General features: G+C 62.5%; 17 protein-coding genes. 12 read left to right on the top strand and 5 right to left on the bottom strand.

Annotated elements, in window-relative coordinates; translation table 11 throughout:
* Positions 1-2 precede the first annotated feature (2 nt).
* Together ACILSQ_RS07210 and ACILSQ_RS07205 are read right to left on the bottom strand one after the other, a co-directional pair.
* Positions 3-722 carry a class I SAM-dependent methyltransferase gene (locus tag ACILSQ_RS07210; RefSeq protein WP_395742916.1) on the bottom strand — a complete coding sequence of 240 codons (720 nt, stop codon included), beginning with the start codon at positions 720-722 and terminating at the stop codon, positions 3-5.
* A gap of 134 nt (positions 723-856) precedes the next feature.
* Positions 857-2,104, bottom strand: coding sequence for a hypothetical protein (locus ACILSQ_RS07205; RefSeq protein ID WP_395742915.1), 1,248 nt, complete (start codon positions 2,102-2,104; stop codon positions 857-859).
* A 158-nt stretch (positions 2,105-2,262) separates the two neighbouring features.
* Between ACILSQ_RS07205 and fabV the strand changes: the two genes are divergently transcribed.
* Positions 2,263-3,456, top strand: a complete 1,194-nt coding sequence (gene fabV, locus ACILSQ_RS07200) for an enoyl-ACP reductase FabV (RefSeq protein WP_395742914.1) — start codon at positions 2,263-2,265, stop codon at positions 3,454-3,456.
* A 156-nt stretch (positions 3,457-3,612) separates the two neighbouring features.
* Here fabV and ACILSQ_RS07195 read toward each other — a convergent pair whose 3' ends face one another.
* Together ACILSQ_RS07195 and ACILSQ_RS07190 are read right to left on the bottom strand one after the other, a co-directional pair.
* Positions 3,613-4,857: a lactonase family protein gene (locus ACILSQ_RS07195; protein WP_395742913.1), complete on the bottom strand. Its 1,245-nt coding sequence runs from the start codon at positions 4,855-4,857 to the stop codon at positions 3,613-3,615.
* Between the two features lie 8 nt (positions 4,858-4,865).
* On the bottom strand, positions 4,866-6,512 hold the full coding sequence (locus ACILSQ_RS07190; protein WP_395742912.1) for a CocE/NonD family hydrolase: 1,647 nt from the start codon (positions 6,510-6,512) through the stop codon (positions 4,866-4,868).
* A 197-nt stretch (positions 6,513-6,709) separates the two neighbouring features.
* On the opposite strand from ACILSQ_RS07190, the gene atpD reads away from it, so the two are divergent.
* The 9 genes from atpD to ACILSQ_RS07145 are packed head-to-tail and all read left to right on the top strand — an operon-like array spanning position 6,710 to position 13,429.
* Complete coding sequence (gene atpD / locus ACILSQ_RS07185) at positions 6,710-8,170, top strand: F0F1 ATP synthase subunit beta (RefSeq protein WP_395742911.1); 1,461 nt, start codon at positions 6,710-6,712, stop codon at positions 8,168-8,170.
* Positions 8,167-8,556 carry a F0F1 ATP synthase subunit epsilon gene (locus ACILSQ_RS07180; protein WP_395742910.1) on the top strand — a complete coding sequence of 130 codons (390 nt, stop codon included), beginning with the start codon at positions 8,167-8,169 and terminating at the stop codon, positions 8,554-8,556. Before atpD ends, ACILSQ_RS07180 begins: the two co-directional genes overlap by 4 nt.
* Positions 8,549-8,899 carry an AtpZ/AtpI family protein gene (locus ACILSQ_RS07175; protein WP_395742909.1) on the top strand — a complete coding sequence of 117 codons (351 nt, stop codon included), beginning with the start codon at positions 8,549-8,551 and terminating at the stop codon, positions 8,897-8,899. The genes ACILSQ_RS07180 and ACILSQ_RS07175 overlap by 8 nt, the downstream gene beginning before the upstream one ends.
* On the top strand, positions 8,892-9,191 hold the full coding sequence (locus tag ACILSQ_RS07170) for an ATP synthase subunit I (RefSeq protein WP_395742908.1): 300 nt from the start codon (positions 8,892-8,894) through the stop codon (positions 9,189-9,191). The genes ACILSQ_RS07175 and ACILSQ_RS07170 overlap by 8 nt, the downstream gene beginning before the upstream one ends.
* The gene (locus ACILSQ_RS07165) at positions 9,175-9,864 is read left to right on the top strand and encodes a F0F1 ATP synthase subunit A (protein WP_395742907.1); all 690 of its coding nucleotides are present in this window, start codon (positions 9,175-9,177) and stop codon (positions 9,862-9,864) included. The genes ACILSQ_RS07170 and ACILSQ_RS07165 overlap by 17 nt, the downstream gene beginning before the upstream one ends.
* 14 nt (positions 9,865-9,878) lie before the next feature.
* Positions 9,879-10,160: a F0F1 ATP synthase subunit C gene (locus ACILSQ_RS07160; RefSeq protein ID WP_395742906.1), complete on the top strand. Its 282-nt coding sequence runs from the start codon at positions 9,879-9,881 to the stop codon at positions 10,158-10,160.
* A gap of 4 nt (positions 10,161-10,164) precedes the next feature.
* Positions 10,165-10,959 (top strand): F0F1 ATP synthase subunit B, encoded by a 795-nt coding sequence (locus ACILSQ_RS07155; RefSeq protein WP_395742905.1) that lies wholly within the window; start codon positions 10,165-10,167, stop codon positions 10,957-10,959.
* Entirely contained in the window at positions 10,956-12,515 is a 1,560-nt protein-coding gene (locus ACILSQ_RS07150) for an alternate F1F0 ATPase, F1 subunit alpha (protein ID WP_395742904.1), read from the top strand. The genes ACILSQ_RS07155 and ACILSQ_RS07150 overlap by 4 nt, the downstream gene beginning before the upstream one ends.
* Complete coding sequence (locus ACILSQ_RS07145) at positions 12,512-13,429, top strand: F0F1 ATP synthase subunit gamma (protein ID WP_395742903.1); 918 nt, start codon at positions 12,512-12,514, stop codon at positions 13,427-13,429. The genes ACILSQ_RS07150 and ACILSQ_RS07145 overlap by 4 nt, the downstream gene beginning before the upstream one ends.
* Here the strand turns inward: ACILSQ_RS07145 and ACILSQ_RS07140 are convergent.
* Positions 13,426-14,820 (bottom strand): sugar transferase, encoded by a 1,395-nt coding sequence (locus ACILSQ_RS07140; RefSeq protein WP_395742902.1) that lies wholly within the window; start codon positions 14,818-14,820, stop codon positions 13,426-13,428. The genes ACILSQ_RS07145 and ACILSQ_RS07140 overlap by 4 nt on opposite strands.
* Positions 14,821-14,880: 60 nt before the next feature.
* On the opposite strand from ACILSQ_RS07140, the gene ACILSQ_RS07135 reads away from it, so the two are divergent.
* A complete protein-coding gene (locus tag ACILSQ_RS07135) occupies positions 14,881-15,591 on the top strand; it encodes a type I 3-dehydroquinate dehydratase (RefSeq protein WP_395742901.1) in 711 nt (236 codons plus the stop codon).
* Positions 15,592-16,659, top strand: a complete 1,068-nt coding sequence (locus tag ACILSQ_RS07130; RefSeq protein ID WP_395742900.1) for a D-alanyl-D-alanine carboxypeptidase family protein — start codon at positions 15,592-15,594, stop codon at positions 16,657-16,659.
* The last annotated feature ends 67 nt before the right edge of the window (positions 16,660-16,726 follow it).

Raw genomic sequence — 16,726 nt, 5'->3', positions numbered from 1 at the left:
GATCAATGCCCCACATGCACACGCGTGTCATACTCAAAGCAGACCTGGCCGGAGACTTCATAGACATCAAAGATGCGGCGAAGTTCGGCGAGCATTTCTTCGTGGCGCGGCTGGCCCGGGCCGGGGGCGTAGGAGCTGGAGAGGAGGCGGCCTTTGAGGCCTTCGAAATCGAAGCGCTGTTCGTTGGCAAAGGTGAAGGTCTCATAGGCGCCGCTGAAGAAGGAGCTGAGCGCGGCGGGGGAGACGTTTTCATGACGGACCGCCGTGTAGTCGGTGCCGAAGGTGAGGAGGAGCTGCTCGAAGGCCTGGAGGAAGGGCGTGGAGTCGAGCCGGCGCTCATTCCAGATGAGCACGATGTGGCCGCCGGGCTTGAGGATGCGGGTGAACTCGGCGCGGGTCTCGGGCGTGTTGAACCAATGGAAGGCCTGGGCGGCGACGATGAAGTCCACGCTGTGGTCCGGGAGCGTGGTGGCCTGGGCGCTGGCGTCGATGCTGTGAAAATTGGGGAAGTGGGCGAGCAAACGCTCCGCCGCGGCGCGCATTTCGCGGTTGGGTTCCACGGCATGCACGACATTGCCGGCGTGCAGAAAGAGCTCGGCGGAGATGCCGGTGCCGGAGCCAACATCGGCGATGATGGATTGAGGGACGAGGGCGGCTTCGCGTTGCAGCAGGGGAATGACTTCCTGCGGGTAGCCGGGGCGGTAGCGCACGTAGTTTTCCACGCGGTCGGAGAAGCGCTGTTCGGGGGACGGGGCAGGAATGCCCCTGTTACTGGAGTGCTGCTCGGGGGACGGGGCAGGAACGCCCCTGTTACTGGAGCGCTGTTCGGGGGCGGAGGAAGGAGGGGACATCGTACCTACTGCATTACGTGGAAGGTGGCCTTTTCGTTGCCCTCTTCGCGGAAGCTGCTCCAGGTGTAGTCGAAAAAGTATTCTGCTTTGCGGCCGTCTGCCCAGGTGATGCGCATTTTGTTGCTGGCCAGCGCCTCCCACTGGGGCAGGCCTTCAAAGCCGTAGCCGGTTGCGGTGTGGTCGGCGTGGAACTGCAGCTCTCCCTTTTCAGCCCGCCAGCGGGTTTCAGGCAGCCATTTGGCCAGCTCCGGGCCATCCTGCGGACCGTAGAAGGTCTCCGCCAGCACGTGCTCGTTTTCATAGCGGCGCACTTCGTGGCGTACGCCGTCCTTCACATAAGCGATCCAAAGGCTTTTGTTCCAGTAGGGAATGGGATCGATGCCGAGCGCGGAGGGAGTGACGGCAAACCAGGTCTTCTTCTGCTCAACGAACTCCTTCAACTTCATCGTCACATCGGCATTTTTATCGCCGCTGCCATACATGCCGTAGAGGATCTGCACCGGCCAGCGTTTGGGGGTGAGCATTTCCCTGGGTGCTGGCGCTGGCTCCGGCGCGGGCTTTGCGGGAGTGGAGGGGGAAGTCACTTCCTTGGCCGGCACGGTTTCCACGGGAGGGAGCGACACCGGTTTGGAATGATTCTTCGGCGCGACGAATTTGATCCAGGTGGAGGCTGCGCCGCCCCAGAGTGATTTGCCCGAAAATCCAGCGCCGGCGTTCTGACGCATGTGCTCGTCTCCTTCCTCCCAGGGCTTGGCGATGGGGCTGGCGCGGACCTCGGTGCCTTCATCGCGGCGGCGGATGAAGTCGCGGACACGGTCGGGGTCATCGCATGCGGACCATGCCTGGGAGGCGGGGTCGGAGACGAAGCCGAACTCATTGTCTCCCAGCATGCCGGACACGGCGAAGTATTTGGATCCATCCCAGCGCATGCGGTTGCTGACCACGTGAAACACCAGCCAGTCGCCGGGGCGCACCTCCACATTCATGCGCTCCACGGTGGCGCCGAAGATTTCATTGAGCAGGGTGCGCTGGCCATCCTGAATGCGCACGCCGTTTTTGTAGGCCTCGACGACGAAGTCATCCGTCACGGTGATGAGATGCCTGGCGAGCAGGTTCTTGGCGTGTCTGGCCTCTTTTGCGTCTGTTCGTGTGGCGGCGGTGGTCTCCGGGGAGCTGAGGGGGGCGACCTCAGCACTGAGCGGAACGGCGGCTCCCAGGCAAAGCGTGAGAGACAGGAAAAGAGCGGTTTTCATCGGGGAGATGGGTTTGGACTTCATTGGCAGTTTATCAGGGGTGGCTCTCCAATACACGAATTCATTTGCGCTTCTCTTGGGGGAAGGCGGAGGGAAGACAGGCGGGGAAAACCAGTTGCCAGCCCCCCTGCGGCTGCTAACGCTCAGCACACCCAACTATGATCGTCACCCCTAAAATCCGTGGATTCATCTGCACCACCGCGCATCCCACCGGCTGTGCCAAACATGTCGCCGAACAGATCGCCGTCGTGAAGTCGCGCGGCCCCATCGCCAACGGGCCGAAGAAGGTGCTCGTGGTGGGTTCGTCCACCGGCTACGGCCTTTCCTCCCGCATTGCGGCGGCGTTTGGCTCCGGTGCGGCCACCATCGGTGTGTTTTTTGAGAAGCCCGGCGAGGCCGAGCGCTGCGGCACCGCGGGCTGGTACAATTCCGTGGCCTTTGAAAAGGAAGCAAAGGCCGCCGGACTGTATGCGCGCTCCTTCAACGGGGACGCCTTCTCCGACGCGATGAAGGCCACGGTGATCGAAGCGATCAAGGCAGATCTCGGCCAGGTCGATTGCGTGATCTACAGCCTCGCCTCCCCGCGCCGCACGCATCCGAAGAGCGGCGAAGTCTTCAAGTCCGTGCTCAAGCCCATCGGCTCCGAATCCTACACGAACAAGAACCTCAACACCGGCAACGGCGTGGTGAATGAAGTGACCATCGAACCCGCGAACGAAGATGAGATCGCGCAGACTGTGGCCGTGATGGGCGGTGAAGACTGGGAGATGTGGATCGATGCACTGCAGAGCGCCGGTGTGCTCGCCGAAGGCGTGCAGACGGTGGCCTACAGCTACATCGGGCCGGAAGTGACCTGGCCGATCTACAAGAACGGCACCATCGGCCGTGCGAAGGAAGACCTGGAGCGCGTGCAGCGCGTGCTGGACGGCAAGCTGGCCTCGCTGAAGGGGAAGGCCTGGGTGTCCGTGAACAAGGCGCTGGTCACGCAGGCCAGCTCGGCGATTCCCGTGGTGCCGCTGTACATTTCGCTGCTGTACAAGGCGATGAAGGCCGAGGGCACGCATGAAGACTGCATCGAGCAGATGGACCGTCTCTTCCGCGAGCGCCTTTACAATGGCAACCCGCAGCCGGATGAAGCCGGACGCATCCGCGTGGACGACTGGGAAATGAAACCCGCACTGCAGGAGCTGGTGGGCAAACGCTGGGCCGAGGTGAACACCGAGAACCTGGCGCAGCTCGGAGATTTCGAGGGCTACCAGAGCAGCTTCCACCGCCTCTTCGGCTTCGGGCTCGAAGGCGTGGACTACAATGCCGAGGTGGATGTCAGCGTGGGCGTGCCTTCACTCGCTTGATCTTCGGACATAGAGTTCAAACGGCTTGAGGCTTTCAGAGGGTGAGGCGAGAGCCTTGCCCGTCCATTTGTAGCGCCGCTGCGTGTTTCAGCGGCGAAAAATGACGACGTGCGCGAGTTGTGGCGAAACTTGTAACGAGGCAGGATGCCGCCTGGCTCACTTTCCTTTCGCGAGGTCCAGAAACACGATGTGCGAAGGATTGCCGACGGCGGCGTAGTTTCCGGTGAAGGTGAGGGCGCCGGTTTTATGGTCGATGCGGAAGACGGCCACGTTGTCGCCGCGCTGATTGCAGCAGAAAAGGAAGTTTCCGGTGGGATCAAAGCTGAAGCTGCGCGGGTAGTCGCCGTGGGTCCACTCTTCGCCGGTGAAGGTGAGCGTGCCGTCCGCGCCGATGGCGAAGAGCGCGATGCTGTCGTGCAGGCGGTTGCCGGCATAGACGAAGCGGCCGTCCGAGGAGACGAGGATCTCGGAGCAGAAATTGCTGCCGGCAAATCCGGGCGGCAGGCTGGAGATGGTCTGGCGTGAGGTGAGGCGGCCTTTTTCGGTATCGTAATCAAACAGCACCACCGTGGAGCCTTCTTCCTGCAGAGAGTAGAGCCAGTGGTGATTGGGATGAAACGCGAAATGGCGCGGTCCATCGCCGGGAGGCAGCGAGACATGAGGCGGATCGTTGGGGGTGAGCGTGCCTTTTTGATCATCGAATTTCCAAACCAGGATCTGGTCCAGGCCGAGATCCACGGAGAGCACATGGCGTCCCGAGGCAGCGGCTTCGATCATGTGGGCGTGGGTGCCATCATGTCCGCTGAAGGCAAAGCTGCCGGGAGGGGCATTGGCGGCCTTTTTGGGACCCACGGTTCCGGCATCCTGCTTGAAGTCAGAGGCATCGCCCAGGCCGCCATCGGCCTTGATGGGCAGGACCGAGACTGAGCCGCCGAAGTAGTTTGCCACGAGGAGGAAACGTCCGGACGGATGCAGGCTGATGTAGGTCGGCCCTTTGCCGCCGGAACTGACGGTGTTCATCAGGGTCAGCTCACCGTTCTTGGGATTGATGGCGAAGGCGCTGACAGATCCGGCTTCGTTCTTGCCGGCGTGATCGGTTTCATTGGTGGAATACAGAACCGTCTTTGTGGCATTGAAGGCGAGGCAGTTGGGGCTGGTGCCTGTTTGGTACAGACCGCAGGGTTTCATGGCGCCTGTTTCGCGGTTCACTTCAAAGAGGTGGATGCCCTGGCCGTTTCCGGGCGGCAGATCCACCTGAGTGGCCTTCATGTTTTGCAAGGGCGAGGTGAAGGTGCCGACGTAGGCGATCAACGGTGCGGAATCTTCTGCCTGCACGCTGAGCGTGGCAGCGGCGGCGATGGCGGTCGTGAAAAAGGAGCGGCGTGAGAAGAGTGTGAGCATGAGAGAGATTATTTGATGATGGGCAGAATCACACGCGAGGCATGGGCGGAATCATGCCAGATGGTGTTGATGGCAGGAACGCCGGGGCCGGTGATGAAGTGGCTGATGGGCCCGCCTGTCTGCGGATTGGGCTCGTAGTAGGGCGCGCCGGTGCTGGCGATGGTGATGCGGATGCGGTGGCCTTTGTTGAAGATGATGCTGGTCCAGCCAATGTCCCAGGCGAGCTTGGTGATCTCTCCGGGCACGAGGAGTTTTTGATGATCGAAGCCTTCGTGATAGCGCGCGCGCAGAGGGTAGTCCACCAGCAGGATGGAGCGGCCATCGGGATAGACATCGGTCACGCGCAGGAAGAAATCCGTGTCCTTCGCGGTGGAAGAGACGAAGACCTCGGCCTTGATGCGGCCGGTGACTTCCAGGGGTTCTGCCAGCACCTCGCTCGTCCAGGTGCGCACCTCGGCCTGCTCTTCAAAACCGCGCGCATCGCGTGCGCCTGGGAAACCCGTGTAGGGGAGGCTCATGGGGTGCTCCGGATCGCTGGCGTAGGAGGTGCTCGCCCTGGCTGCGCCGGGTTTGCCCGTGGTGAGTTTGCCGTCCGGCTGAAGGAACCAGTCGGCGGCCTTGCTGGCAGGCGGGAAGTCCTTGGCCTCGCGCCATACGTTGCCGGGTGCGCCTTCCTCGCCGGTGGCACCCATGACGTAATACTTCACGGGCGTGTCTTTCTCGATGCCGTTGTCCTCGCCTTTGAGGTAGTGGTTGAACCAATTCGTCATGTGGGCGTAGACGTCGAACATAGCATTCTCCGGGAAGACCAGTTCGCCGATCTTGTTCGACTTGGGATAACCACCATGCAGCCAGGGACCGATGATGAGCTGCTGGTGGCCGCGTGAGTGCGGGCCGCCTTGCTGATTGCGGCCAATGAAGCTGGCGACGCTGCCCTGGCACATGAAGTCAAACCAGGAGCCGATGGTGAAGCAGGGGTAGTTCATTTTGTCGAAGTGGAGGGAGGCGTCCTCATCCTTCCAGTAGGCGTCGTAGTCCGGGTGCTGGTCCCACTCGCGCAGCATGTCCTCGTTGTCCTTGATCTCGCGGGCCACGGCGCCGCCTTTGATGAAGCGCTGGGGCTTGGTGGCGCCGCCGATGCGATAGCCCTCCTGGTAGAGGCTCAGGCCGGTGTCCGTCATGTACTGCGCCACGAGGTGTGGGGGCTGCGTCACGGCCAGGTAGTTCTGCGCATAACCTGCCTGGGAGCCGCCATAGGTGCCGATCTTCCCGGTGCACCAGGGCTGGGCGGCCAGCCATTCACAAACGTCGTAGCCATCGCGCAGCGGGCCCCATTGCAGGCCACGGTAGCCGCGGTAAACGCCCTCGCTTTCATGCGTTCCGCGGTAGTTCACCAAGGCGATGACGAAGCCGCCCTCGGCAAACTTTGCGGCGGCCTTGCGTGATCCGGCGCTGCTGATGTCTGCGTAGCGCTGCTCAAAGATGGCGGGCCATTTGCCCTCGCCTTTGGGAAAGAAGACGTAGGCGGAAAGGCGCTTGCCATCGCGCATGGGAATCATGAGGTGCTCCTCACGGACGGAGCCGAAGTCGAGCTTGGCAGGAGTGGCGGCGTGCAGGGAGGCACAGGCGGCGAGGAGGAAAAGAGCGTGGCGCATCAAGCCACTACGGGCTCCGTGCACCGCACGTTTCACGCAACTGCCAGGAGGGAAAGCCTCATTAGCCTCCTCCTCATGACTCCCGTCGTGTGTAGGTGGCGGGCCTAACTGTCAGGACATAATATGCGCGTGGCATGCCATTGCGGGCACACAAGAGGGAACGATCATTGAGCCTCGGACAAGAATCAAAGATACGAATGAACGCGCCGGCTTTGGACCTTCACCCTCCAGCAGAGGAAGAGCACGCCTCTTCAGAGCCGGGAGTGGTCACCGCCGTGCGTGGCAGCGTGGTGGACGTGCGCTTTGATCATCATCTGCCGCCGATTCACACGCTGCTGCATGCGGGCGCGGAGGGAGAAATCATCATCGAGGTGCTGGCGCAGCGTGACGCGCGGCATGTGCGTGGCATCGCATTGACACCGACACAGGGGCTGGCGCGTGGCATGCAGGTGAAGGATACGGGCGGCCCTCTGAAAGCCCCGGTGGGCAAGGCGCTGCTTTCGCGCATGTTTGATGTGTTTGGAAATGTGATCGACCGGCAGACGCCGCCGGCGGATGTGAAGTGGCGGCCGGTGCACCGCGCACCACCTGCGCTGGCACGACGCTCCACGAAGTCCGAGATCTTTGAGACGGGCATCAAGGTGATCGATGTGCTGGTGCCGCTGGAGCGTGGCGGCAAGGCGGGGCTTTTTGGCGGCGCCGGTGTGGGCAAGACGGTGCTGCTCTCCGAGATGATCCACAACATGGTGGGCCATCAGGAAGGCGTGAGCATCTTCTGCGGGATCGGCGAGCGCTGCCGCGAAGGCGAGGAGCTTTACCGCGACATGAAGGAGGCCGGTGTGCTGCCGAACATGGTGATGGTCTTTGGCCAGATGAACGAGCCGCCCGGCAGCCGCTTCCGCGTGGGGCACGCTGCGCTGACGATGGCGGAGTACTTCCGAGATGACGAGCACCGCGATGTGCTGCTGCTGATGGACAATATTTTTCGCTTCATCCAGGCGGGCATGGAAATCTCTGGTCTGATGGGGCAGATGCCCGCGCGTCTGGGCTACCAGCCCACCATGGGCACGGAGCTCTCCGGGCTGGAGGAGCGCATCGCCAACACGGACACTGGGGCGATCACTTCGATCCAGGCGGTGTATGTCCCCGCGGATGATTTCACCGATCCGGCGGCGGTGCACACTTTCTCGCATCTGTCCGCCTCGGTGGTGCTCTCGCGCAAGCGTGCGAGCGAAGGGCTGTTTCCGGCGATCGATCCGCTGCAGTCGAGCTCGAAGATGGCGACACCGGGCATCGTGGGAGAGCGGCACTACCGGCTGGCGCAGGACATCCGCCGCACGCTGGCGCAGTACGCGGATTTGAAGGACATCATCGCCATGCTGGGGCTGGAGCAGCTCTCGCCGGAGGACCGCCATGTGGTGGCGCGTGCGCGCCGGCTGGAACGCTTTCTCACGCAGCCGTTTTTTACCACCGAGCAGTTCACCGGCCACTCCGGCAGGCTCGTCAGCCTGGCGGACGCACTGGATGGATGCGAGCGCATCTTGAACGATGAGTTTAAAGACCACCCCGAAAGCGCGCTCTACATGATCGGGACGATCGATGAGGCGAAGGAGAAGCTGAAAGCTCAACCGGAGGCGAAGACCGGGCACGATTCATGAACTTGAAGATCCTGCTGCCGTTCCAAGTTTTCGCCGATCAAACCGGTGTGAAGCGCATCGTCGCGGAGACGCGGGAGGGGTCGTTCGGAATGCTTCCGCAGCGGCAGGACTGCGTGGCCGCGCTGTGTCCCGGCATTCTGGTCTATGAGACGGAGGCAGAGGGGGAGGCTTATGTGGCGGTGGATGAGGGCGTGGTGGTGAAGACAGGGCCTGATGTGCTGGTGTCTGTGCGCCGTGCGATGGCCGGACGCGACCTGAGGCAGCTGCGCGAGTCGGTGGAGAAGGAGTTTCTGGAACTGGATGAAGAAGAGCGCAGCGCGCGCTCCGTGATGGCGAAACTGGAAACCGGATTCCTGCGGCGATTTGCCAATTTCAAACATGCGTAAGCAGCCTCCAGCCCCTGACACCCAAGGCGAACCCACGCTGGCCGAGCGGGTGGGTGTGAAGGCGACGCGCAAGCTCCGGGCGCGGCGTCATTCCACCTCTCCGGTGTGGTTTGGCCTGGGCATGATGGGGCTGGTGGGCTGGTCCGTGGTGGTGCCCACGCTGCTGGGGGCGGCGCTGGGCCTGTGGCTGGACAAGCACCACCCTGGGACGCATTCCTGGACGCTGGCGCTGCTGGTGGCCGGACTGGTGCTGGGCTGCGCGAACGCCTGGCGCTGGATCGACAAAGAGGACAAGGCCATGGGCGAGGAACAGAAAAAGAAGGAGGAAAACGATGATGAATGACCCGCTTCCTGCAGCGCTTTGTCTGGCGGCGGGCCTGCTGCTCGGTGCGATTTTTTACGGCGGCCTGTGGTGGACCGTCCGCAAAGGCCTCAGCTCGCCCCATCCCGCCACGCTGTTTCTGGGCAGCGCGGTTCTGCGCATGGGGCTGGTGCTGGGGGGCTTCTACTGGGTCTCAAACGGCCAGTGGCAGCGCCTGCTGGTTTGTCTGGCGGGATTCATCATCGCGCGTCTGGCCGTCACCTGGCTGACACGCGGCAAACCCAAGGAGGAGCGCCATGCGTCTGAGTCCTGATGAGATGCTTTTCTGGCAGTACGGCTGGTTCAAGCTCAACGGCACCATTGTTTTCACCTGGGGCATCATGCTGCTGCTGGCGGCGGGGGCAAAGCTCATCACGCGCCATCTCACCACCGCGCACCAGCGTTCGCGCTGGCAGAATTTGCTGGAGATCATCGTCACGGCGATGCAGCAGCAGATCAAGGATGTGGGGCTGCGGCAGCCGGAGAAGTTCATCGGCTTTCTCGGCACCTTGTTTCTGTTCGTGGCCACGGCCGCGCTGTGCACGGTCATTCCGGGGTATGAACCGCCCACGGGCTCGCTTTCCACCACGGCGGCGCTGGCGCTGTGTGTGCTGATTGCGGTGCCGATGTACGGCATCTCGGACCAAGGCGTTGCCGGCTATCTCAAGTCCTACATGGAGCCCACGGTGGTGATGCTGCCGTTCAACATCATCAGCGAGATCTCACGCACGCTGGCGCTGGCCGTGCGGTTGTTTGGCAACATGATGAGCGGCGCGATGATCCTGGCCATTCTGCTGACGATCACCCCTTTTCTCTTTCCCATTCTGATGATCCTGCTGGGTCTGCTCACGGGCATGGTGCAGGCCTACATCTTCAGCATTCTGGCCGCGGTTTACATCGCGGCCGCCATGAGCACTCACGAAGAGAAGCCACCCGCCACAACTTAACCACCGCACCCACCATGGATGACACCACCCTCATAGCCATCGCCTCCATCGTCACCGCCGGGCTCACCACCGGCTTCGGCTGCATGGGGCCTGCCTTTGCCGAAGGCAGGTCAGTTGCCACCGCGCTGACATCACTGGCCCAGCAGCCGGACGCCTCCGCCACCATCACGCGCACGTTGTTCGTCGGCCTCGCCATGATCGAGTCCACGGCCATCTACTGCTTTGTGGTCTCGATGATCCTGATCTTTGCCAATCCGTTCTGGAATCATTTCATCACGCAAACCGTCGCCAGGTAAAGCCATGCTCATCGACTGGTTCACCGTCGTCGCCCAGACGCTGAATTTCCTCATCCTTGTGTGGGTGATGAAGCGCTACCTCTACCAGCCCGTGCTGCGTGCCATTGATGCACGGGAGAAGCGCATTGCCGCGCAGATCGCCGATGCTGACAGCCGGGAGGCGGCCGCTGTGCGGGAGAAGGAGGAGTTCCAGCGCAAGAACGCGGAGTTCGACCAGCAGCGAGCCGGCATGCTGGACAAAGCTGCCGAGGATGCGAAGGCGGAACGCCGGCGATTGATCGAGGAGGCGCGTCAGGCTGCGGATGCGCTGAGCGTGCGACGCGATGAACTGCTGCGCAGCGAGGCGAAGAATCTGCATGACTCGATTGTCCGCCGGACCCAGGAGGAGGTGTTTGCCATCGCCAGAAAGACACTGATGGATCTGGCCGGCGTGAGCCTGGAGACCCGGGTGGCGGAGGTGTTTGCCAGCCGTCTGCGGGCGATGGATGATGCAGTGCGAGGCAGCCTGGCCAAAGCGCTGAAAAACTCCGCGGAGCCAGCGCTCATCCGCAGCGCGTTTGAACTTCCACCGGTGCAGCGCGGCATCCTGCAGCAGGCCGTTAACGAAGCTTTTACTGACGGCATCCCTCTGAAGTTTGAAACTGCGCCTGGGATGGTCAGCGGCATTGAGCTCAGGGCCGGAGGGCAAAAGGTGGCGTGGAGCATCGCTGGCTATCTGGACAGTTTGGAGCGCGGGGTCGGTGAACTCCTGGCAAATGCAACCCCCGCAGGTAAAGCTGACGAAGCAAGCCCGGCATGAATGCAGCGCCTGAAACATTGGGCGGTGTTTTTGACCGCCTGTTCACGAGCCTGAGGCAGACGCGCGAAACCCTGACGCCGCAGCTCTCGCTGCATGAAGTGGGGGCCGTCACGAATGTCTCCACCGGCATCGCCAAAGTTTCAGGGCTTCCAGGCGTGGGGTTTGATGAACTGCTGGAATTTCCCGGCGGCGTCTCCGGCATTGCCTTCAATCTGGACGAAGATGAAACCGGCGTGGTGCTGCTCGGCGACTACGCGGATCTCCGCGCGGGGGATGAAGTCAGGCGCACCGGACGCGTGATGGATGTGGCTGTTGGCGAGGGGCTTCTCGGGCGTGTCATTGATCCTCTCGGGCGGCCGCTGGACGGGCTGGGCGCGGTCGCCACCACTGCGCGCCTTCCGGTGGAACGTCCGGCGGTGCCCATCATGGAGCGATCTCCCGTCACGGTTCCGCTGCAGACGGGGCTGAAGGTGGTCGATGCGCTCATCCCCATCGGGCGGGGGCAGCGTGAGCTGATCGTGGGAGACCGCCAGACTGGAAAAACAGCCATCGCGCTGGACACCATTCTCAATCAGCGCGGCAAAGATGTGCTGTGTGTTTACTGTGCCATCGGGCAGCGTGCGTCCGCGGTCGCGAAGGGCATCGCGGTTCTGCGTGAGCACGGGGCACTGGAGTACACTGTCGTGGTGGTGACCGAGGGCAACGATCCCTCGGGGCTTGCCTTCATTGCCCCCTATGCAGCCACGAGCATCGCCGAGCATTTCATGGAGCAGGGGAGGGATGTGCTCATTGTCTATGACGACCTCACGCAGCATGCGCGTGCCTACCGCGAGCTTTCCCTCCTGCTGAGACGGCCGCCGGGGCGGGAAGCCTTTCCGGGGGACATCTTCTACATCCATTCGCGTCTGCTCGAACGCGCCACCCATCTCTGTGAAGAGCGCGGCGGCGGCTCGCTCACGGCGCTGCCCATCATTGAAACGGAGGCGCAGAACATCTCCGCCTATATTCCGACCAATCTGATCTCCATCACGGACGGGCAGCTCTACCTCTCGCCATCGCTGTTTGAGCTTGGCGTGCTGCCCGCGGTCGATGTCGGCAGGTCCGTCTCCCGTGTGGGAGGCAAGGCCCAGCGCGCCACCTACCGCGCCGTGGCGGGAGATCTGAAGCTGGCCTACGCGCAGTTTGAAGAACTTGAAACCTTTGCCCGCTTTGGCGCGCGGCTGGATGCGGCCACGCGCCAGACCATCGAGCATGGCAGGCGCATCCGTGCCTGTTTGAAGCAGGCCGAGAGCACACCCGTGCCCGTGCCGGCGCAGATTGCCGTGCTGCTGGCCCTTACTGCCGGTCTGTTTGATGCGGTGGCGCTGGAACGAATGACCGAGGCTCAGCACGCGGTGCAGGCCGCCGCCGCCAGCATCCCGCCCGAGATCACAGTTCAATTTGAGAGCGATCAGAAACTTCGGGATGAAGACCGCGAGGTGATCATCGGCATCGCCCGTGAGGCAGTGAAATCCTTCCAGCCTGCGGAGAATTCCAAAACCCTCGGCAAAGCATGAGCGACACCATTTCCAGCCTGCAGCGCCAGATCCGCAGTGCGGGTGATCTGCAGTCGGTGGTGCGCACGATGAAGGCGCTGGCGGCATCGAGCATCGGCCAGTATGAGCATTCGGTGCATGCGCTGGCGGACTACTGGCGCACGGTGGAGCTGGGCCTGAGCGTCTGCCTGCGCCAGGGCGGGCGCAGCGCGGAGAGCAGGCGGCCTCCGAACTCCAAGTGCTCCGGCGTGACCGGTGCCATCGTGTTCGGCTCTGACCAGGGGCTCGTCGGCCAGTTCAATGACATCATTGCCGACTATGCGATCAAGACACTGGCCGCGCTGCCCGGCAGGCCGCAGGTGTGGGCGGTGGGGGAGCGCGTCCATGCCCGCCTGGCGGATGCCGGGCTCACCATGGCGGGCTGTTTTTCCGTGCCCAGCTCGGTCAAGGCCATCACGCCGCTCATCGCGCAGATCCAAATTCAGAGCGAAGCCCAGCTCGCCCGGCTTGGCTGCGAAGAGGCTTTCCTCTTTCACAACCGTCCGCAGGCGGGCTCGCTCTACGAGCCCGTGAGCCAGCGCCTGCTGCCGCTGGATGAGATCTGGCAGAAGGAGCTGACACAGGTGCCGTGGCCCACGAAAATCCTGCCGGAGGTGCTCCATGATCTTCCCGCAACACTGAGCTCCCTCATCCGCGAATACTTGTTCATCTCGCTCTTCCGAGCCTGCGCCGAATCCCTGGCCAGTGAAAACGCCAGCCGCCTGGCGGCCATGCAGCGGGCGGAGAAGAACATCGACGATCTGCTGGAGCGCCTTCATGGCAGCTATCATCGTCTGCGCCAGAGCTCGATTGATGAGGAGCTGTTTGACGTGGTCTCAGGCTATGAAGCCCTTGAGAAAGACGGCAAAAACGGGCATGCCGCCGCAATGTTTTAGCTTGCGCCTATTCCACGGATCACGGCCGGCAGGGTCTGCACGAGGATGCGGAGGTCGAGCCAGAAGGACCAGTTGTCGATGTATTTGAGGTCCAGGGCGACCCACTCCTCGAAGTTTTTGATGCCGTTGCGGCCGGTGACCTGCCAGAGGCATGTCAGGCCGGGCTTCACACTGAGGCGGCGGCGCTGCGCGTGCTTTTCGATGCGCTGGATTTCATAGACGGGCAGGGGGCGCGGACCGACGAGGCTCATCTCCCCGCGCAGCACATTGATGAGCTGGGGAAGCTCATCGATGCTGGTTTTGCGCAGCCAGCGGCCGAAGGAGAAGATGCGCGGGTCATTGGTGATTTTGAAGACAGGGCCGTCCATCTCATTTTGCGACTCCAGGTCCATGCGCTGGGTCTCCGCGCCATGGTGCATGGTGCGGAATTTCCACATGATGAAGGGCCTGCCGTAATGACCGGCGCGCTCCTGCTTGAAGAAGACCGGGCCGCGCGAGCCCATGCGGATACCGATGACCGCCACCGCCCACAGGGGCAGCGAGAACAGCAGCAGAATGAGCGCGCCGACGCGGTCCACGATGCTTTTGAAGAGCAGCTCCCAGGAGGCCTGGGGGGTGGAATGAAACACCAGCATGAGACGTCCGCCCAGCATGTCAAAGGTGGGGCGGGCGATGGCGGTCTGGAAGAAATCCGCGGCGATCCATGCCTCCACGCCTTCCGTCTCGCAGGCCTGCACGGCCTCCTCGATCTTGCTGAAATGAACATGCTGCGCGGCAAAGAGCACGCGGCTGATGCTGTGCTCATGCAGGGCGGCGACGAGGTCGGAAACCGGATTTTGCATGATGTCGATCTGGCCCACCACTTCGATCTCAGAACGCTGCACGGAGGTCATGCCGGACATGAAGGCATCGAGGTCGGACTGGGCGCCGGCGATGATGACGCGCTCACGGCCTTTGCCGGAGGTCATCTGCCGCCGCAAGATTTCGCGCTGCCAGGCCTCGCGGAGCAGGAGGGACAGGGCGCCGAGCGCAACGGAGAAGACGACCATGGCGCGGCTTTCCACCGACCATTTGAAGAACACCATGCAGAAGGCAATGCACATGCCGATGATGACCAGGGCCTCCACGAGCTGGCGGATGGAGCGGCCGGCCGTTTTATTGTAAATGTTTGAGTAAAAGCCGCGGGCCTCCAGAACGATAGGCGTGAAGGGCGCCACGACTGCGATGACCCAGTAAAACTTGTCCATCGTGGGAATCTCAACCGCCTCAGGAAAGAAGACCGGCACCAGATCTGCGCGCAGGAAGTGCCCGAACCAAAGACAGAACGCCAGGAGGGCGCTGTCGAGCAGTTCCGTGAGCTGCAAATTGATTTCTTGCTTCCGGCCTAGCATAATGATGGATAGAATGCTGAATTTTATTCAGAATTATTAAAATTATACTACGCCTAGCCAATGGCACAACTTGTTTCCTCTAAAAACCTGCTTTTCTCCACCAAGCCTCTGGCGGTGGGGGTGGTGGCGGATGCCGCTGCGTTTGAACATTTTACGTCGATCGACGCCACCGCTCGCGCGAACTTATGTGATGTGGCCGAGCTGCGGCTGGATCAGTTGCAGATGCCAGCGGCGGATCTGCGCGCCGCTCTGACGGGCAACACGCTGCCGCTGCTGCTGACGGCGCGGCATCCAGCGGAAGGCGGACAGGCGCCGGAAGACCCGACGGCGCGCGCGGCGATGATCGAGCCGTTGCTGGACATTGCCACGCTCATTGATCTGGAACTGCGCAGCGCGGCGCAGATGCAGGGCACGATTCAGAAAGCGCGTTCCGCTGGAGTGCCGGTGGTGGGGTCCTTTCATGATTTCCAGGCGACGCCGGCGGACGAGGTGCTGCGCGGGGCGGTGAATTTCGCCCAGCAGGCGGGGCTGGATGCCGTGAAAATAGCCACCTACCTGAACACGCAGGATGACCTGGCACGCCTGATGAAGCTGGCGGGGGAGACGCACCGGCTGCGCCTTTCCGTCATGGGCATGGGGCCGTGGGGGCGGGTTTCGCGGCTGGTGCTGGCTAAATGTGGCAGCCTGTTGAATTACGGCTTTATTGGTGCTTCGAATGCTCCCGGCCAGTGGCCCGTCGCCCGCCTGAAAGAACTCCTCGCTGAACTTTAAATGATCACCCCCCGCCAGTCTCACCGCCTCCGCCATGCCACGCTCGCAGGTCTTCTCTGCATTTCCATCACGGGCTGCGGCGACCCCAAGCGTGAGCAGCAACTGCAATGGCGGGAGGAGGAGGTGGAGGCCAAGGCCGCCGCCATCGCCAAACGCGAGCAGGAATTTTCGGGTGAGAAGCAGATGATCGCGCAGGCGAAGGCGGACATCGCCGCGCGGGAGGCGGCGGTGGAGCAGCTCAAAAAGAAGCTGGAGACACAGCTTGCCGATGAGATCGAGAAAACCAAGAAGGTGCGGCGGGAGATCGAGATCAAAAATCTCCGCGGCTCCATTCCGCAGATCAATGCGGGACGCTGCATCGTGATTGATCCGGAGACGGATGACGTGCTGTTTGAAAAGAATCCGGATCAGCGCGGAGCGATCGCCAGCACGACGAAGATCATGACCGGGCTGCTGGTGGTCGAGGCTGGAGATCTGGACAAGGTGGTGACGATTGAACTTGCGGACACGCAGTGCGCGCCTGTGCGCATCGGCCTGAAGGTGGGGGAGCAGTACACGCGCCGCCAGCTTCTGACCGCCATGCTGGTGAAAAGCTCCAACGACATCGCCCAGGCGCTGGCGCGGGACAATGCGGGGAGCGTGGCCGCCTTCGCGGAAAAGATGGACGCCCGTGCGCAGGCGCTCGGCCTGAAGAACACGCATTTCGTCAACCCGCACGGCCTGCCATCGCTGACTGACGAGGATCCTTACTCCACGGCCCGTGACCTGGCGATGATCGCCAAGGAGGCGGACAAGCTTCCGGACATTCGCGCCATCGTGAAGCTGCAGAGCTTCAAGTTCACCAAGCCTGACGGCAAGTCCATCGATCTGGCAAACACCAACCGCGTGCTACGGACCGCCAGCTACTGCGACGGCATGAAGACCGGCTACACGGAGGCCGCCGGCTACTGCCTGGTGGCCACCGGTCAGCGCAACGGACGCCGGCGGATTGTGGTGGTGCTCAATGACAGCAGCGAAGGCGTGTGGCGCGATGCGCAGGCTTTGCTGGACTGGGCGCTGAAGGCGTAAGCAGACAGCCAGGCGATTGACGGGAACTGCATGCGTCGGCTGACTCTCCGCGCCCACTCTGCGGGCC

This window comes from Prosthecobacter sp., from assembly GCF_044227185.1.
Lineage (GTDB): Bacteria > Verrucomicrobiota > Verrucomicrobiia > Verrucomicrobiales > Verrucomicrobiaceae > Prosthecobacter.
The sequence above is the reverse complement of the archived record's forward strand: the minus strand, read 5'-3'. Positions and strand labels throughout refer to the sequence as shown.

What these genes read in the sequence shown, in the direction of transcription:
- ACILSQ_RS07205 (WP_395742915.1), bottom strand. Translation starts at nt 2,104, where the DNA reads ATGAAAACCGCTCTTTTCCTGTCTCTCACGCTTTGCCTGGGAGCCGCC.
- fabV (WP_395742914.1), top strand. Translation starts at nt 2,263, where the DNA reads ATGATCGTCACCCCTAAAATCCGTGGATTCATCTGCACCACCGCGCAT.
- ACILSQ_RS07195 (WP_395742913.1), bottom strand. Translation starts at nt 4,857, where the DNA reads ATGCTCACACTCTTCTCACGCCGCTCCTTTTTCACGACCGCCATCGCC.
- ACILSQ_RS07190 (WP_395742912.1), bottom strand. Translation starts at nt 6,512, where the DNA reads ATGCGCCACGCTCTTTTCCTCCTCGCCGCCTGTGCCTCCCTGCACGCC.
- atpD (WP_395742911.1), top strand. Translation starts at nt 6,710, where the DNA reads ATGAACGCGCCGGCTTTGGACCTTCACCCTCCAGCAGAGGAAGAGCAC.
- ACILSQ_RS07180 (WP_395742910.1), top strand. Translation starts at nt 8,167, where the DNA reads ATGAACTTGAAGATCCTGCTGCCGTTCCAAGTTTTCGCCGATCAAACC.
- ACILSQ_RS07175 (WP_395742909.1), top strand. Translation starts at nt 8,549, where the DNA reads ATGCGTAAGCAGCCTCCAGCCCCTGACACCCAAGGCGAACCCACGCTG.
- ACILSQ_RS07170 (WP_395742908.1), top strand. Translation starts at nt 8,892, where the DNA reads ATGAATGACCCGCTTCCTGCAGCGCTTTGTCTGGCGGCGGGCCTGCTG.
- ACILSQ_RS07165 (WP_395742907.1), top strand. Translation starts at nt 9,175, where the DNA reads ATGCGTCTGAGTCCTGATGAGATGCTTTTCTGGCAGTACGGCTGGTTC.
- ACILSQ_RS07160 (WP_395742906.1), top strand. Translation starts at nt 9,879, where the DNA reads ATGGATGACACCACCCTCATAGCCATCGCCTCCATCGTCACCGCCGGG.
- ACILSQ_RS07155 (WP_395742905.1), top strand. Translation starts at nt 10,165, where the DNA reads ATGCTCATCGACTGGTTCACCGTCGTCGCCCAGACGCTGAATTTCCTC.
- ACILSQ_RS07150 (WP_395742904.1), top strand. Translation starts at nt 10,956, where the DNA reads ATGAATGCAGCGCCTGAAACATTGGGCGGTGTTTTTGACCGCCTGTTC.
- ACILSQ_RS07145 (WP_395742903.1), top strand. Translation starts at nt 12,512, where the DNA reads ATGAGCGACACCATTTCCAGCCTGCAGCGCCAGATCCGCAGTGCGGGT.
- ACILSQ_RS07140 (WP_395742902.1), bottom strand. Translation starts at nt 14,820, where the DNA reads ATGCTAGGCCGGAAGCAAGAAATCAATTTGCAGCTCACGGAACTGCTC.
- ACILSQ_RS07135 (WP_395742901.1), top strand. Translation starts at nt 14,881, where the DNA reads ATGGCACAACTTGTTTCCTCTAAAAACCTGCTTTTCTCCACCAAGCCT.
- ACILSQ_RS07130 (WP_395742900.1), top strand. Translation starts at nt 15,592, where the DNA reads ATGATCACCCCCCGCCAGTCTCACCGCCTCCGCCATGCCACGCTCGCA.